The sequence below is a fragment of the Paenibacillus hodogayensis genome, assembly GCF_039536325.1.
In the GTDB taxonomy this organism is placed as follows: Bacteria; Bacillota; Bacilli; order Paenibacillales; family NBRC-103111; genus Paenibacillus_AB; species Paenibacillus_AB hodogayensis.
Window position 1 is genome coordinate 271,818 of the sequence record NZ_BAAAYO010000008.1, and the last position, 15,560, is coordinate 287,377.

Sequence of the window (15,560 nt, forward strand, 5' to 3'; positions counted from 1 at the left end):
CCCTCCCGGAATAAGAAGTCATAAAAAAAAGCAACCCTCCGTCCCCGTCGGGGATGCGGAAGGTTGCTTACCTTCGAACGCTATTTCGTTAAGCTTGTCTTATTTTACGATGCATTTTTGCAGCAGGCCTTTTTCTTCCAGAACGCCGACGAGCGTCGAACCCATTTCGGAAGGAGTCGGAGCGACTTTGACGCCGCATGCTTCCAGCGTCGCCACTTTCTCCGCCGCCGTGCCTTTGCCGCCGGAGATGATCGCGCCGGCATGACCCATCCGTTTTCCCGGAGGAGCGGTTTGACCGCCGATAAAGCCGACAACCGGCTTCGTCATGTTCGCTTTGATCCATTCTGCGGCTTCTTCCTCGGCCGTTCCGCCGATTTCGCCGATCATGATGACCGCGTACGTGTCCGGATCTTCATTGAACAGCTTCAAAATATCGATAAATTCCGAGCCCTTGACCGGGTCGCCGCCGATGCCGACAGCCGTCGATTGGCCGATACCGCGGGTCGTCAGCTGATGAACCGCTTCGTACGTCAGCGTACCGCTGCGCGATACGACGCCGACATGGCCCGGCAAGTGAATGTAGCCCGGCATGATGCCGATTTTGCATTGGTCGGGCGTAATGACGCCAGGGCAGTTAGGACCGATCAAGCGGGTCTTTTTACCTTCCATATAACGGCTGACGCGAACCATGTCGAGAACTGGAATGCCTTCCGTGATACAAATCGCCAAATCCATCTCTGCATCGACAGCTTCCAAAATCGAGTCTGCGGCAAATGCCGGAGGAACGAAAATGAGCGAAACGGTCGCTCCGGTAGCTTGTTTGGCTTCGATTACCGTATTGTAAACCGGAAGCTTGACGGTCGTGCCGTTCTCCAGAGCAAACTCGACTTCGGTGCCGCCTTTGCCCGGCGTAACGCCGCCTACGAATTGGGAGCCGTATTCCAGGCCGCCTTTCGTATGGAACGTCCCCTGCGAACCGGTGATGCCTTGCGTAATAATTTTCGTATTTTTATCGATCAAAATGCTCATCGAATGTTCATCTCCTCTCGAGTTACTTCACCAGCGAAACGATTTTTTGAGCGCCGTCGGCCATCGAATCGGCCGCTACGATGTTCAAACCGGACTCGTTCAACTTTTTCTTGCCGAGATCGACGTTCGTGCCTTCCAGACGAACGACGAGCGGACGGTTCAGACCAACTTGTTTGGCCGCTTCGATTACGCCGTCGGCGATGACGTCGCATTTCATGATGCCGCCGAAAATGTTGACGAAAATGCCTTTGACCTTCGAATCGGACAAAATGATCTTGAACGCCTCGGTTACTTTCTCCGCCGTCGCGCCGCCGCCTACGTCGAGGAAGTTGGCCGGCTCGCCGCCGTAATATTTAATGATATCCATCGTCGACATGGCCAGACCGGCTCCGTTGACGAGGCAGCCGATGTTGCCGTCGAGAGCGATGTAGCTCAGGTCGAACTTGGATGCTTGAATTTCCTTCTCGTCTTCCTCGTCGAGGTCGCGCAGCTCCAATATGTCTTTGTGACGGTAGAGCGCATTCGAATCGAAGTTGAGCTTGGCGTCAAGCGCCATGACGCTGCCGTCGCCAGTAACGACGAGCGGGTTGATCTCGGCGATCGAGCAATCCTTGTCCACGAACGCAGTATAAAGAGCCGTCATGAACTGTACGGCTTTATTGACCAGCGCGGTAGGAATGTTGATGGCGTAGGCAAGCTTGCGGGCTTGGAAAGGCTGCAGGCCGATAGCCGGGTCGATGACTTCCTTGAAAATCTTCTCCGGAGTATGAGCGGCGACTTCCTCGATTTCCGTACCGCCTTCTTCGGAGGCCATCATGACGACGCGGCCAGTTCCGCGGTCGACGACGACACCTACATAATATTCCTTCTTGATGTCGCAGCCTTGTTCGACCAGAAGGCGCTTCACTTCTTTGCCTTCCGGACCCGTTTGATGCGTCACGAGCACCTTGCCGAGAATTTGCTCGGCGTATGTACGCACTTCGTCGAGGCCTTTGGCAACCTTGACGCCGCCCGCTTTGCCGCGTCCGCCTGCGTGAATTTGCGCTTTGACGACGACGACCGGCGTACCGAGCGACTTCGCCGCTTCGACGGCTTCCTCAACCGTGAAAGCCACTTTGCCCTGAGGTACTGCTACACCATATTGTCTCAGGACTTCTTTCCCTTGATACTCATGGATATTCATTCTCCGAATCCTCCTATCAAACTGTCTTGGGTAGTGTTGTATGCAAAAAAGGGCATAATGCCCCGCTCCCCACCGAACGAACCTCTTGCCCAAAAATGCCTTACTCATTGTACCATGTTTTTTCGACACTTTGCCGAATTTTTTGTGAACAATGTGTTATATTTTTGTTTTGGACGTCATAAAGACAGCGCTTCGTACGCTTAATTGGGTTATCGCCAAGCCGCCGTCACATGGAAAAAGCGCAGGCTTTCGGCTGAAAGCTTGCGCTGTCCCGCGCGGGTGCGGCCCGCCGCTTTTACCGGTAGAGCGGCTCCGTCGGGGTCATGACCCGAGGCTCCCGCTCGGCTTGCTTGACGAAACGCATTTCGTTGCCCGTAAAGCCGCAGACGAGGCAGCCGATCGTCGGCTCCGCCTCCTCCACCGTCACCGGCTCGGTCATATTTTGTACGGAACCCGTGACCGCTTCCTTCATGAACGATTGGGATGTCGTAAACAGTACCCGGAATTTCGTTCGATTCGACCGGCAATTCGGACAAAAATACGGTTTTTCCTGCATGTACATTCACCTCGTTTCCTTCTCTTCCATTATCTCCATTCTCCGCCATTTTATTTATAAGAGATGAAGGATTTCCGCTGTCCTGCGGCGAATGGTTGTCATTCAGAAGATAAGGAAGCACCTTTTTCTGGCGATTCGAATTCGGCGGAGAGGGGCTTTTTTCTTATGTACGATAAACAATACGCCGCTTGCCTGCACGGCATCGACGGCACGATTGTCGACGTGGAGGTCGATATCAGCAACGGTCTCCCTTATTTTCAAATTGTCGGCTTGCCCGACTCTTCCGTGAAAGAGTCGACCGAGCGGGTAAGATCCGCGCTTCGCAACAGCGGGGCGGTTTTTCCGCTGGAGCGCATTACCGTCAACCTTGCACCGGCCGATCTGCGCAAGGAAGGGGCTACGTTCGATCTGGCGATCGCCGTGGGCGTGCTCTGCGCCAGCGGACAGCTGCGCCTGCCGGGCATGGACCGCTGCCTGATCATCGGCGAGCTGTCGCTGGACGGGCGATTGCGGCCGGTGCGCGGAGTTCTCGCGATGACGGATGCAGCCAGGCGTCTCGGCATCGGCCAAGTGCTGCTGCCCCTGGAAAACGTCGGCGAAGCGCAATTGATCGAAGGGATGCGCGTAGCGGGGATCGGCAGCATCGGCGAGCTGCTGCAGCGACAGGAACATTTGTTCGTGAACATCCCTCCTTCGTCGGGCTTGCGCGACGCGCCGTATTTGTCGGAACGTGACGAAGCGATCGGGGAGGATTTTGTCGATGTGTGCGGACAGTTTCAGGCGAAACGGGCGTTAACGATAGCGGCCGCTGGCTTCCATAACCTGATTTTTATTGGGCCCCCCGGCTCCGGCAAAACGATGCTGATCCGACGTCTGCCGTCCATTCTGCCTGCGCTGACCGATGAGGAATCGCTCGAGGTGACGAAAATATACAGCGCCGCCGGGCAGGCGCCGGTGCAGAACCGGCTGATTCGACAACGACCGTTTCGCAGCCCGCACCATACCGTCTCGCTGGGCGGACTCGTCGGCGCGGGCAGCTATCCGAAGCCCGGCGAAGTGAGCCTCGCCCACCGCGGCGTGCTGTTCCTCGACGAGCTGCCGGAATTTCCGCGCGGCGCGCTTGAAGCGCTTCGCCAGCCGATCGAGGACCGCCGCGTTACGATTGTCCGGGCGAAGGCCGTATTTACTTTTCCCACCCATTTTTTACTGGCCGCGACGATGAATCCTTGCCCTTGCGGTATATTCGGGTTTGCTACCCGCGCGAGCTCGTGCATATGCAGCCCGGTCAAAGTTCACCAATACCGGTCCCGGGTGTCCGGCCCGCTGCTGGACAGAATCGATATGCACGTCGAAGTGCCGCGGATCGAGTACGATTCGCTCCGGACCGGCGGCAGCGCCTCCTCCGGCGAGCTCCGAGCAAGCGTCCAGCGCGCCCTGGCCCGGCAAGCGAAGCGATACGCGAACGCGCCCCTCCGTTTCAACGGGGAGCTGACCGGACGATTGCTGCGCGAGCATTGCCGTCTGCTGCCGGACGGCCAGAAGCTCCTCGCCGATTCGTTCGAGGCGCTCGGGCTCAGCGTCCGTGCGCATGACCGCATCCTGAAGCTTGCGCGAACGATCGCCGATCTGGAAGACAGCGATACGATCGGAACGCCTCATCTGGCCGAAGCGCTCCAATACCGCTGCCTCGACCGGAAGCTTTAGCGGCGGCAAAAGCTGCGCCAGCAAGGCAAAAAACCGCCCTCCTTTTGCCAAGGGCGGCGGTTTCCCGTTCTCAGAACGCATTTTCCAGATGGTTGAGCTTGCAAAAGCTTCCCTCCGGCGTAAACATTACCGTAATAACGTCGAATCTCACTTTCGCTTCAAGCGTCTTTTTGCGGTACAGATAGTATTGGGCGGTTTCGCGCACCTTGCGCTGCTTACGGGCATCGACGGACTCCTCCGGGCTGCCGAACTTGCCCGTAGCGCGCCGCGAGCGCACTTCCACGAATACGGTCACGCCGTCGCGCTCGGCAATCAGATCCAGCTCGCCGCTCGGACAGCGCCAATTGCGCTCTACGATCCGGTAGCCTTCCTCCACCAGACGGGCAGCTGCCAGTTCCTCGCCTTGGCGGCCCAGACGGATGCGGGAATGTCCGCTCTTGCCGGCCGTCATGGCTCATCGTCCTCTCTCGCCTTGGCCCGCGAATCGGTCCGGTAGACGAAGCTCAATATTTCCGCGACAAGCTGGTACAGCTCTTGCGGAATTTGCTGATTCAAATCCAGCTTGGACAGTACTTCCACCAGCGACGGGTCTTCCTGCATCGGCACGCCGTGATCCTTAGCCTTCTGCATAATCGTTTCCGCGATATGGCCTTTGCCCTTTGCCACGACGACCGGGGAAGCGTTGCGCTCGGGCAAATAGCGCAATGCTACCGCTCTTTTGATTTGTTCCTGTCCTGCTTGCTTTCTCTTTCCGCTCATACGCGCATATCCACACCCTTGTAAGGCTTGACCCGATAAGCCGAGGCCGCTCCTCCCGGCATGGCAGCGGAGGCCGCTTCCGTCATGCCGTCCACTCCGTCCGGCTGCGCCGGCTTCGGAAACGGGCTGCATTGGAGCGACATGCACCGGTAGCCGTTGCCGAGCAAGCCCTGCTCGATTTCGCCGCGGTATCGCTCCAACAGCAGACCCAGCACCGGGGTATCGTTATGCACCTGCAAATACACTTTGCGGTCATAAACTTGAACGTCAACCAGCGTCGACCCGAGCGTATGCATATTCAAATCGAACAGCAGCCGGCAATTTTGGGCATCGATCTCCCCTTTCCGGCCTTTGCGCGACTGAACATGTACGGCCGCCGTCTGTTCGCCGCCCTCGTGCCGCACGGGCAGCAGAAGCGTCACATGCGTCAGCACCGCACTGCGGTCGGCAGACAACAGCAGCTGCTGACCGGTTATGTGCTGCACCGCCTGCTGCGCCTGCTCGCGCAGCGCCTCCGGAACGGCCTGAGAGGCGCCCAGCTGCAGCAGCACGCTCTTGAGGCTGTCCGCCGCGGCGTGGCGCTGCAGCTCGCCGGCGGACGGGGCGCCTGTCGTGGGACCGGCATCCGCTCCAGGCAGCGCGTCTCCGGCGGTGACGTGCGCAGGAGGTGCTCCGTGCTCCGCCCTGGCGACAGCGCGGGAAATCTGATGCTCGTTATCCATCCCTACTGCCTTGAGCAGCCGCCCGATCCAATGGTCTTCGGACTTCGGCTGCGCTCTTGCCGGCTCGTGGCCGCCCTCTCGAGCGGCTGCCCGATCCGACCGGTTATCCGGAGAAGAATCGGCTTTTTCCGTTCCATGAGACCCGCTAGCGGACAACCCTCGTTCCCCTTCGCCGGCCGCAGTCGATGGCCGGGCAGGCAAAGCGGGTTGGCCCGGTTGCGTTCGCGGCGGCTCCCGGACGGCACGCCCCTCCGGATCGGCGGCGCTGCGAGCGGCGTCGGAACTGCCGGCCGCCGGCTGTCTTCCTTCCTGACGCTCCGCCGGAACGGGCGCTTTGCCCGTTCCTTCCGCCAATTGATCCCCCGCATTCGGCTGGCGACCGGCGGATAGCGGTTCGGTTGCCCCGTGCCGAGACGTCTGTCCGGTTGGCTCCGTCACTGGCGCTCTTTGTTCCGGGCCGCTTCGTGCGGTCTCCGCAGCGAAAGAACGCGAAGACCCGGCTTGACCCGCGGGTTCGGACGCTTTCCCTTGGACAGCCGTCCCTCCGTCCGGACGCCCTTGCCCCGCACCCGCCTGCGACTCCGGCAAAGCGCTCCGGGCCGCTGCACCTCCAGCGCTCCCCGACGCCTCCTTGACCGCGCGCATCGCTTGAGCGAGCTTCTCCAACAGCTCCCGCAGTTCGCCGCCTTGGGCCTCCGGCAGCTGCGCCAACGCCCGCAGCGCGGCCTGCGCCTGTCCCTCCAGACGATCCAGCTGTGCAGTCAACGGCTGCCCGAACATTGCCTCCCGCAAGCTTTGGACCGCCTCGCGGGTAAGGGGCAAATTCCGCTTGCTGGCAACGATCGCCGCCTCCAACGATTGATCGGCGGGGACGTCGGCGGGCGCGGCTTTCACGATGTCCGCAAAACGCTGCACATTTTCCCTCGTCAGCGGAATACCTGCCTGCTGCAATTGATTCCCCAGTTGGCGCGCCTGCGCTCCATCCTTGATTCCAAACTTCAGAAGCAGTTCGGTCAACGAATCGTCCGTCAGCAGCGGGGGCATTACGCCGACCGGCTTCAACACCGTCTGGCTCCCGTTCGACTCCGGCTGCACCTGTAGAAATGTAACCTGACCTTGCTGGAGCGGCGACTCGAGCTTGGCCCTGACGTGGACGCCGCCGATGTTGACGATCGCGTCCTGTTCGCCGAGCAGCTGGAGCACCATCCCTTTGACCACTTCTCCGGCTTTCAGCTCCAGCGTCTTCGCCTCCGTCGGCTGCACCTCGCCGAGCAAGCTGCGCATCATTTGACCGATTTGCATGCTCATCTGGTCCGCTCCTTCCGTATATCTATCCTGCTTGTCTTATATATCGGCAGCCCTGCCCGTTTTGTACAGCATGCGACCCGATTCGGCGGCCAATTTAGAAAAGCTCCAGCTGCTCGGTCAAAATACCGCGTAAAAACGTTTTGCGGTGCATCCCGCTCGGCCCGTATTGCATAATCGCTTCTCTATGTACTTTCGTTGCGTATCCTTTATGCGAGGCAATGCCATATTCCGGATAGTCCAGATTCCATTGCAGACACAGCCGGTCTCTTGTGACCTTCGCGATGATCGACGCGGCGGCGATCGACTGGCTGACGGCATCGCCGTGAATGATCGCCAGTTGGCCGATCGGGCTGTCCACCTTCTCGGCATCGATCAGCAGGTAATCGGGCTGCACCGTCTCCGCCAGTTCCTCCAGCGCATGCTTCATCGCCAGCCGGGCAGCCTGCTTAATATTAATGAGATCGACGGTCGCGGCATCCACTCTTCCTACTCCGATACCTAGCGCCTGCTCGCGAATAATCCCGTACAGCTCCTCGCGCTTCTTCTCGCTCAGCTTCTTGGAATCGTCGATTCCTTCGATAATTAGGCCGACCGGCAGCACTACCGCCGCTGCCACCACATCCCCGAACAAGCAGCCCCGTCCGACCTCGTCTATACCGGCGACGCTTTGCGCGCCGCGGCTCCATAAATCGCGTTCGTAATCCAGCACCGCAACGTTCCTCCACCCTTGCATGATTCCTTCATTGTACTTGGATTCGCGGCGGGAGGGAAGACCGGAAGGACGGATAAACGCAAAAAAAGGCCAGCCCGCAAGCTCCGGCTGACCCGATTATGATACGAAAAGCACGCTCCGCGTCCCCCTTACTCGGACGTCGGGCGTGCTTCCTTTGCTTCCGTTACGGTAACCGGACGTTCCAGGCTGATCCGTCCCAGCTTGCCTCCGCGCAGATCGCGCAAGACGACCATGGACGCTTTCTCCAAGTTCACCGAGCCTCCGCTTTGCAGACAGCCTCTTTTGCGGCCGATCTTCTCCATCACGTCGACGATCTCGTGCGCCTCCGCTTCTCCCGCCGGCACTTCCTCCAGCTCGTAGCGCTGCTTCAGCAGTTGGGGATAGGTAGCGCTCAAGCTCCGCAAAGCATGGAAGGCCACATCTTCCACGTGCAAAATCAGATCGCTGATCGAGCCGATCGCAGCCAGCCGGTAGCCGACCAACTCGTCATCGAACTTGGGCCATAAAATGCCCGGCGTGTCCAGCAGCTCGAGATCCCCGCCCGCCTTGATCCATTGTTGGCCCTTCGTCACTCCGGGCTTGTCTCCGGTAGCCGCCACGTGCTTGCCGGCAAGCCGGTTGATCAGAGTCGATTTGCCGACATTCGGAATGCCGACGATCAGCGCCCGCACCGATCGCGGGTTCATGCCTTTGCGGATTTGAGCCTCGATCTTCTCCCGCAGCGCATGCTTCGCCCTGTCCGGAATCGACCGTACGCCTTCGCCCGTCACCGCGTCGATCGGCACCGCCTCGATACCGCTTGCGGCAAAATAAGCAATCCACTCGCGCGTAACGGCCGGGTCGGCCAAATCGGCCTTATTCAATAAAACGAGCCGCGGCTTGTTCATTAGAATATCGTCGATCATCGGGTTGCGGCTGGACAACGGCACGCGGGCATCCAGCAGCTCGATGGCGATATCGATCAGCTTGAGCTTTTCCTGGATTTGCCGTCTGGCCCTTGTCATATGACCGGGAAACCATTGAATCGTTGTCATGCGTCACCTCCCGCTGCTTGATTGGTCTACAAGCAAGCGAAGCGCCGTTAACCGACGGCGCCCCCGCTTGCTTTTTTTTAATGAATGCGTCCAATGTCGGCCAATGGCCAAAAGACGATTTCGGCGCGTCCGACGACTTTACCGAACTCTACCGGACCGATCATTCGGCTGTCCGTGCTGTCCGAACGATTGTCGCCCATGACGAACACATGCCCTTCCGGCACTTTCAACTCCGGCGCATTCAGATCGTTGTAAGTCCGGCCCGCCTGCTTCGCCTGCTCGATCACTTCCTTCAAGTAAGGCTCATCCAGTGGCTGACCATTGATATAGACGGTATCGCCCTGAACCTTAATCGTTTCTCCAGGCAAAGCGATTACACGCTTAATAAAATCTTTGTCCTGGGTCGCATGGAACACGACGACTTCACCGCGCTTCGGCGCGCGTATGTCGTAGAGCAGCTTGTTGACGATCAAGCGCTCCCCCGTATGGAAATTCGGCTTCATGGAAGGTCCGTCTACGATGTAGGAGCCGAACAGGAAGTAACGGATCAGAAAAGCGAGGCCGAATGCGATCACGAGCGCTTTGATCCATTCCCACGCTTCGTTCTTAACCTTTTTCGCCGCGGTAGCCTGTCCCGGTCCGGCCGGTACGGCTTCGACGCCGGCTACGGACTCCGTCTCGCGGTCATCGCCTGAATCCGGACGGTCGTTCCCGCTTGCCTTCAAGTCGTTATCGCTCAAAGCATCCCCCTCCAGTCAGGGTCGTTTAGTGGTCTATCGAAAACAAAAAGGGGCTTGCTTGTGACAAGCCCCCCTTCCCGTATTAGCGGATTTCTTGAATTCTGGCTGCTTTACCGCGCAGTCCGCGCAGATAGTAGAGCTTCGCGCGGCGAACTTTACCACGGCGAGCCACCTCGATCTTTTCCAGCTTCGGCGAATGCAGCGGGAACGTTCTTTCCACGCCTACACCGTACGAAACTTTACGGACCGTAAACGTTTCGCTGATGCTGCCGCCGCGGCGTCTGATGACTACGCCTTCGAACAGCTGGATACGTTCGCGCGATCCCTCGATAACTTTTACGTGTACCTTCAGGGTGTCGCCCGGACGAAAGCTCGGCAGATCTTTGCGAAGTTGTTCTTGCGAAATTTCACGTACGAGATTCATAGGTTGACTTCCTCCTTCCACTCAGATGTTCGTACTCGCTCTTATGGCCCCATATTGGCCATCCTCATCGCGCGCAGAGGACCACCGAACTAAAACTACAACAGATGATATCTTACCATATATACGCAGGGAATTGCAAGTCTTATAGCTCGCCGTTCGCTTTCAGCTTCGCCAGCCATTCCCGCTCCTTCGGCGTCAACTCCGCAGCGTCCAGCAAATCCGGCCGACGCCGAAGCGTCCGGAGCAGCGACTGCTCGCGGCGCCACTTGGCAATATGATCATGATGCCCGGACAATAGCATGTCGGGAACGCCCCATTCGCGGAACTGGGCAGGGCGCGTATAATGTGGGTATTCCAGCAGCCCGTTGCCGAACGAGTCGGTTACCGCCGATTGCTCGTTGCCGAGCACGCCGGGCAGCAGCCGGACAATGCTGTCGATCACGACCATCGCCGGAAGCTCCCCGCCCGTCAGCACGTAATCGCCGATGGACAGCTCGTCCGTAATCAAATGCTCGCGAATGCGCTCATCGTAGCCCTCATAGTGGCCACACACAAACACGAGATGCTCTTCGCCGGACAGTTCCTCGGCTTTGCGCTGCGTAAACGGCTCGCCCTGAGGACACATCAGCACAATCCGCGGAGGACGCTCGGCGGTCGCCGTCAACGCCTCCACTGCGGCGAAGATCGGCTCCGGCTTCAGCACCATGCCACCGCCGCCGCCGAACGGATAATCGTCAACCGTGTTGTGCTTGTTATGGGCATATTCGCGAAAATTGACCGTATTCAAGCTGACAATGCCTTTGTCGCGCGCCTTTCCCAAAATACTGGAGCCGAACACCCCTTCGAACATGACGGGAAACAGCGTTAACACATCGATGCGCATCAGTCGATCAAGCCTTCCAGCACATGGACGCGAATCCGCTTCTCTTCCACGTTCACGTCCAAGATGCAATCATCGATTACCGGCAGGAGCACCTGCTTGCCTTTCGGACGATCGACTACCCAGACGTGGTTCGCTCCGGGCGCCAAAATATCCGTCACCGTGCCAAGCTCGACGCCTTCGTCCGTCACGACCGAGCAGCCGATAATTTCGTGATAATAATATTCGCCTTCCTCCAGAGGTTTCCGCTCCTCGTCCGCAACTTGAAGCAGCCATCCCTTGTACGGAAGCACATCGTTGATATTATCGTGCCCCTGAAACTTCACGATATATACATTTTTGTGCGTGCGGGCAGTCTGTACCGTAACCGGGAGCACGTTCGTCTCCTCGTTCGGATCGACGAGCAGCAGCTTGCTCCCTTTGGCGAAGCGTTCCTCCGGAAAATCGGTTTGCGCCACGATTTTCAGCTCGCCCCGGATTTCGTGGGTATTGACCGCTTTCCCGACATTAAATCGTTTTCCGCTCATGGTTCCCTCCCTATCGGCTCTTTCCCGTGCTAATGGACCTCGCATATTGGGAAAAGGGCTAGGTACAGGACCTAACCCTTCATTTCCTTTAAGCCGCGCCGTTTCCGTCGTCAAGAAACGATTTCCACGGACACACGCTTGTTATGTTTCACGGCCGCCGAAGTGACGACGGTGCGCAAAGCTTTGGCGATCCGCCCTTGCTTGCCGATCACCTTCCCCATATCGGAGGGGTGAACGGACAGCCGGTAAACGAGCTCGTCTTTTACCTCCACTTCGCTCACCGCGACATCTTCCGGATGATCAACCAACGCCTTCGCGATAACGGTGATCAAATCTCTCATAGCAACCTCCAAATCAACAGATTACTTCTGTTGTCTGATTTGGTGAAACTTAGTCAAGATGCCGGCTTTGCTGAGCAGGCTGCGAACCGTGTCGGACGCTTGCGCGCCGTTTTGAAGCCATTGCAACGCCTTGTCCTCGTCGATTGCGACGGAAGCCGGCGAAGTCAGCGGGTTGTACGTGCCGATTTCTTCAATGAAACGGCCGTCACGCGGGGAACGGGAATCCGATACAACCACGCGGTAAAAAGGAGCCTTGTGAGCGCCCATACGTTTCAGACGAATGCGAACTGCCATTATGTTTTCACCTCCCTTAAAAGAATCCCTGTAACGGGTGCGATGCTTGCCAAATGAACGGGCCGCTTAAGCGGGATTCCGGGGTATCCGCCGGTTTAACCGAACGGAAACTTGAAGCCGCCCCCGCCTTTGCCCATTTTGTTTTTCAACTGCTTCATGCCCTTCGGACCGCCTGGACCCATCATCGACGAAAACTGCTTCATCATTTTGCGCATATCGTCGAACTGCTTGATCAGCCGGTTGACGTCCTGAATGGTCGTGCCGCTGCCTTTGGCAATCCGCTTGCGACGGTTCGCGTTCAGCAGCTCGGGCTTGACCTTTTCTTCCTTGGTCATCGATTTGACGATGGCGACGACGCGTCCCATCTGCTTATCGTCCACCTTCAAATCTTTCATGCCCTTCATTTTGTTCGCTCCGGGCAGCATGTCGAGCAGCTGGTCGATCGGACCGAGCTTCTTCACCTGTTCCATCTGTTCAAGGAAATCCTCGAACGTGAACTCGGCGTTGCGCATCTTGCGCTCCATCTCCGCCGCTTTATCGGCATCGATATTCGCTTGCGCCTTCTCGATCAGCGACAGCATATCGCCCATGCCAAGTATCCGCGACGCCATCCGCTCCGGGTGGAACGGCTCGAGCGAGTCGACTTTTTCGCCCATCGAGGCGAATTTGATCGGACAGCCGGTTACCGACTTGACCGACAAAGCCGCGCCGCCGCGCGAGTCGCCGTCCAGACGCGACAGGATAATGCCGCTCAGCTCCAGCTGAGCGTGAAAGCTTTCGGCGACGCTGACCGCTTCCTGCCCCGTCATCGCATCGATGACGAGCAGCGTCTCGTCCGGCTTGACCGCCTCGACGATTTGCCGCAGCTCTTCCATCAGCTGCTCGTCGGTTTGCAGCCGGCCGGCCGTATCGATAATCACATAGTCGTTGCCGTTGTCCTTCGCATGCTGCAAACCGCCTTTGGCAATATCGACCGGGCTTGTCTTGTCCCCGAGCGTAAATACCGGCGCCTTAATCTGCTCGCCGAGCACTTGCAGCTGCTTGATCGCGGCAGGCCGGTAAATGTCCGCCGCCACCAGCAGCGGACGGTGCTGCTGCTTCTGCAGCAGCTTGGCCAGCTTGCTGGAAGCCGTCGTTTTACCCGCGCCCTGCAAGCCTACCATCAAAATGACAGTCGGCGGCTTGTTCGCCTTCGCCAGCTTGCTTTGCGTGCCGCCCATGAGCGCCGTCAGCTCTTTGTTAACGATATCGATGACGACCATGCCCGGCGTGAAGCTTTTCAGTACGTCCTGACCGATCGCCTTCTCTTTCACCTTGGCGATAAATTCCTTGACGACCTTAAAATTGACGTCCGCTTCCAGCAGGGCGAGGCGCACCTCGCGCAGCGCTTCGCTAACGTCATCCTCGGTCAGCTTGCCTTTGCCGCGGAGCTTGGTCAGCACATTTTGCAGCCGGCCGGTCAATCCTTCAAATGCCATGGTCATCCCCCCGCTTCTTCGGTGGATTGGATAAAGCTGTCGTTCAATCTATATTGTACAGGTTTCGCACCAGTCGTTTCAATTCGTCCTGTCCATTCAGCGAAGCTTGACCGAATATAGCCTCGATCTGTTCCGAAAGCTCTCTTCGCTGCTCGTGCTTCCCCAGCAGTCCGAGCTTCGTCTCGCACTCTTCGAGCGTCTGCTCGGCGCGCTTGATATGCTCGTAAACGGCCTGACGGCTAATCTCGAATTCGGCGGATATTTCCCCCAGCGAGTAGTCGTCGTGGAAATAAAGCCCGAGAAACGTTTGCTGCTTCTCCGTGAGCAGCGGCCCGTAAATATCGAACAGCATATTGATACGGTTCGTCTTGCGGAGAGTATCTTCGCCAGCCATCTCGCCACTCCTCCTGGAAGAGGATGCTGTAAAGGAAAAACACTTTACAACTTCAACAAACCTTATTGTACCGATTGTTCGGAACGTTGTCAAGTATTTTACCTTGTCAGCTTGGAGGATCGCTTTCAGATCGACTTCAGGCAATCGGAGCGCCGTTCGGCACAAGCGTATCCGGCCGCAGCAGAACGACATCTCCCTCTTCGGGAACAGCCCCGAGCACAAGCACCTCGGAGACGAAACCCGCGATCCGCTTCGGGGGAAAATTGACGATCGCCGCGACCTGCGTGCCGACAAGAGCATCGGGTTCGTATCGTTTCGTAATTTGGGCGCTTGTCCGTTTCAAGCCAAGCTCCCCGAAATCCACGACAAGCTTGATCGCCGGCTTGCGCGCTTCCGCAAACGGCTCGGCGGAGACGACCGTCCCGATGCGGATATCGAGCTCGGCAAAGTGTCCATATTCCGCCATTCGAGTCAAGCTTCCGCCCCGGCGAAGCTCTCCACCTGTTCGCGCGTCGGCAGCGACGACTGCGCGCCGAACCGGGTGACCGTGAGCGCCCCGACCTTGGAGGCAAAACGAACCGCCTCCGCCAGCTCCGCCCCTTCTCCCCAGCGGACGGCCACGCCGGCATTGAATGAGTCGCCTGCCGCCGTCGTGTCGACCACATCGACTTTGTAAGCCGGGTATGTCGCTCTCGCCCCGCCGATCGCGGTGCGGACTCCTTTTTCCCCGACGGTAATTAACAAGGAAGCGTGACCGGCAATGTCCTGCAGCACGGTCATGCGGTCCTCCAGGCTGCCTGCCCCTTCGACGGTGCCGTGCGCCAATATAGCCGCTTCCGTCTCGTTCGGCGTCAGTACGTCGACCAGCTCCAGCAGCTCGGCCGGCAGCTTCTGAGCCGGGGCCGGGTTCAGTATCGTCCGCACGCCATGACGGCGGGCGATGCGCAGCGCCGCTTCCACCGCGGGGAACGGAATTTCCAACTGGACGAGCAGCACGTCGGCCGAACCGATCTTCGCCTCAGCTTCCTCCACTTGCCCGACCGTAACGAGCGCATTCGCTCCGGGCACGACGACGATGCTGTTGTCTCCGTCTCCCAGCACCTGAATCAGCGCCACGCCCGTCGTCGCTTCCTGCTCGACACGCACATGCGACGTATCGATCCCTTCGTTCCGCAGTTGCTCGATCATTTTGCCGCCGAACAGATCGCCGCCAACGCAGCCGATCATGCTGACTTCCGCTCCGAGACGCGCAGCCGCAACCGCCTGATTCGCGCCTTTGCCGCCCGGAATCATCGAGAAGCTTTCGCCGAGTATCGTCTCTCCGGGAACCGGGGATTTGGCTGTCGTGACGACCAAATCCATATTGATGCTGCCTACGACGGCAATTTTCGCTTTGCGTTTGTTCGTTTCACCCGTCATGGTATCGCTCCTTCTTGTGCTATCGCAAGCTGATT

General features: G+C 58.4%; 19 protein-coding genes. 1 reads left to right on the top strand and 18 read right to left on the bottom strand.

Annotation, left to right across the window (positions count from 1 at the left end):
- Positions 1-99: 99 nt before the first annotated feature.
- The 3 genes from sucD to ABD796_RS17055 form a co-directional block, all read right to left on the bottom strand.
- Complete coding sequence (sucD, locus tag ABD796_RS17045; protein ID WP_344909550.1) at positions 100-1,029, bottom strand: succinate--CoA ligase subunit alpha; 930 nt, start codon at positions 1,027-1,029, stop codon at positions 100-102.
- A 22-nt stretch (positions 1,030-1,051) separates the two neighbouring features.
- Positions 1,052-2,212, bottom strand: a complete 1,161-nt coding sequence (gene sucC / locus ABD796_RS17050; RefSeq protein ID WP_344909552.1) for an ADP-forming succinate--CoA ligase subunit beta — start codon at positions 2,210-2,212, stop codon at positions 1,052-1,054.
- A gap of 295 nt (positions 2,213-2,507) precedes the next feature.
- Positions 2,508-2,768, bottom strand: a complete 261-nt coding sequence (locus tag ABD796_RS17055; protein WP_344909554.1) for a hypothetical protein — start codon at positions 2,766-2,768, stop codon at positions 2,508-2,510.
- 165 nt (positions 2,769-2,933) lie between these two features.
- Between ABD796_RS17055 and ABD796_RS17060 the strand changes: the two genes are divergently transcribed.
- Positions 2,934-4,472, top strand: coding sequence for a YifB family Mg chelatase-like AAA ATPase (locus tag ABD796_RS17060; RefSeq protein ID WP_344909556.1), 1,539 nt, complete (start codon positions 2,934-2,936; stop codon positions 4,470-4,472).
- 70 nt (positions 4,473-4,542) lie between these two features.
- Here the strand turns inward: ABD796_RS17060 and ABD796_RS17065 are convergent, their stop codons facing one another.
- The 15 genes from ABD796_RS17065 to rbsK form a co-directional block, all read right to left on the bottom strand.
- Entirely contained in the window at positions 4,543-4,923 is a 381-nt protein-coding gene (locus ABD796_RS17065; RefSeq protein ID WP_344909559.1) for a YraN family protein, read from the bottom strand.
- Positions 4,920-5,231 carry an EscU/YscU/HrcU family type III secretion system export apparatus switch protein gene (locus tag ABD796_RS17070; protein WP_344909561.1) on the bottom strand — a complete coding sequence of 104 codons (312 nt, stop codon included), beginning with the start codon at positions 5,229-5,231 and terminating at the stop codon, positions 4,920-4,922. Before ABD796_RS17070 ends, ABD796_RS17065 begins: the two co-directional genes overlap by 4 nt.
- Complete coding sequence (locus ABD796_RS17075) at positions 5,228-7,261, bottom strand: hypothetical protein (RefSeq protein ID WP_344909565.1); 2,034 nt, start codon at positions 7,259-7,261, stop codon at positions 5,228-5,230. The genes ABD796_RS17070 and ABD796_RS17075 overlap by 4 nt, the downstream gene beginning before the upstream one ends.
- A 94-nt stretch (positions 7,262-7,355) precedes the next feature.
- Positions 7,356-7,994 (bottom strand): ribonuclease HII, encoded by a 639-nt coding sequence (locus ABD796_RS17080; protein ID WP_344909569.1) that lies wholly within the window; start codon positions 7,992-7,994, stop codon positions 7,356-7,358.
- Between the two features lie 128 nt (positions 7,995-8,122).
- Complete coding sequence (ylqF, locus tag ABD796_RS17085; protein ID WP_344909572.1) at positions 8,123-9,028, bottom strand: ribosome biogenesis GTPase YlqF; 906 nt, start codon at positions 9,026-9,028, stop codon at positions 8,123-8,125.
- A gap of 77 nt (positions 9,029-9,105) precedes the next feature.
- Entirely contained in the window at positions 9,106-9,615 is a 510-nt protein-coding gene (lepB, locus tag ABD796_RS17090; protein ID WP_344910296.1) for a signal peptidase I, read from the bottom strand.
- 235 nt (positions 9,616-9,850) lie between these two features.
- Positions 9,851-10,192 carry a 50S ribosomal protein L19 gene (gene rplS / locus ABD796_RS17095; RefSeq protein WP_344909574.1) on the bottom strand — a complete coding sequence of 114 codons (342 nt, stop codon included), beginning with the start codon at positions 10,190-10,192 and terminating at the stop codon, positions 9,851-9,853.
- Between the two features lie 142 nt (positions 10,193-10,334).
- A complete protein-coding gene (gene trmD / locus ABD796_RS17100) occupies positions 10,335-11,075 on the bottom strand; it encodes a tRNA (guanosine(37)-N1)-methyltransferase TrmD (protein WP_344909577.1) in 741 nt (246 codons plus the stop codon).
- Positions 11,075-11,599, bottom strand: a complete 525-nt coding sequence (rimM, locus tag ABD796_RS17105; protein WP_344909580.1) for a ribosome maturation factor RimM — start codon at positions 11,597-11,599, stop codon at positions 11,075-11,077. The genes trmD and rimM overlap by 1 nt, the downstream gene beginning before the upstream one ends.
- 110 nt (positions 11,600-11,709) lie before the next feature.
- Positions 11,710-11,940, bottom strand: coding sequence for a KH domain-containing protein (locus ABD796_RS17110; RefSeq protein ID WP_344909585.1), 231 nt, complete (start codon positions 11,938-11,940; stop codon positions 11,710-11,712).
- 21 nt (positions 11,941-11,961) lie between these two features.
- Entirely contained in the window at positions 11,962-12,234 is a 273-nt protein-coding gene (gene rpsP / locus ABD796_RS17115; RefSeq protein ID WP_344909590.1) for a 30S ribosomal protein S16, read from the bottom strand.
- Between the two features lie 95 nt (positions 12,235-12,329).
- On the bottom strand, positions 12,330-13,712 hold the full coding sequence (gene ffh / locus ABD796_RS17120) for a signal recognition particle protein (protein WP_344909593.1): 1,383 nt from the start codon (positions 13,710-13,712) through the stop codon (positions 12,330-12,332).
- Positions 13,713-13,755: 43 nt separating this feature from the next.
- On the bottom strand, positions 13,756-14,106 hold the full coding sequence (gene ylxM / locus ABD796_RS17125) for a YlxM family DNA-binding protein (RefSeq protein ID WP_344909597.1): 351 nt from the start codon (positions 14,104-14,106) through the stop codon (positions 13,756-13,758).
- A gap of 136 nt (positions 14,107-14,242) precedes the next feature.
- Positions 14,243-14,572, bottom strand: a complete 330-nt coding sequence (csaA, locus tag ABD796_RS17130; protein WP_344909600.1) for a chaperone CsaA — start codon at positions 14,570-14,572, stop codon at positions 14,243-14,245.
- 5 nt (positions 14,573-14,577) lie between these two features.
- Positions 14,578-15,525 (bottom strand): ribokinase, encoded by a 948-nt coding sequence (gene rbsK, locus ABD796_RS17135; protein ID WP_344909604.1) that lies wholly within the window; start codon positions 15,523-15,525, stop codon positions 14,578-14,580.
- Between the last annotated feature and the right edge of the window lie 35 nt (positions 15,526-15,560).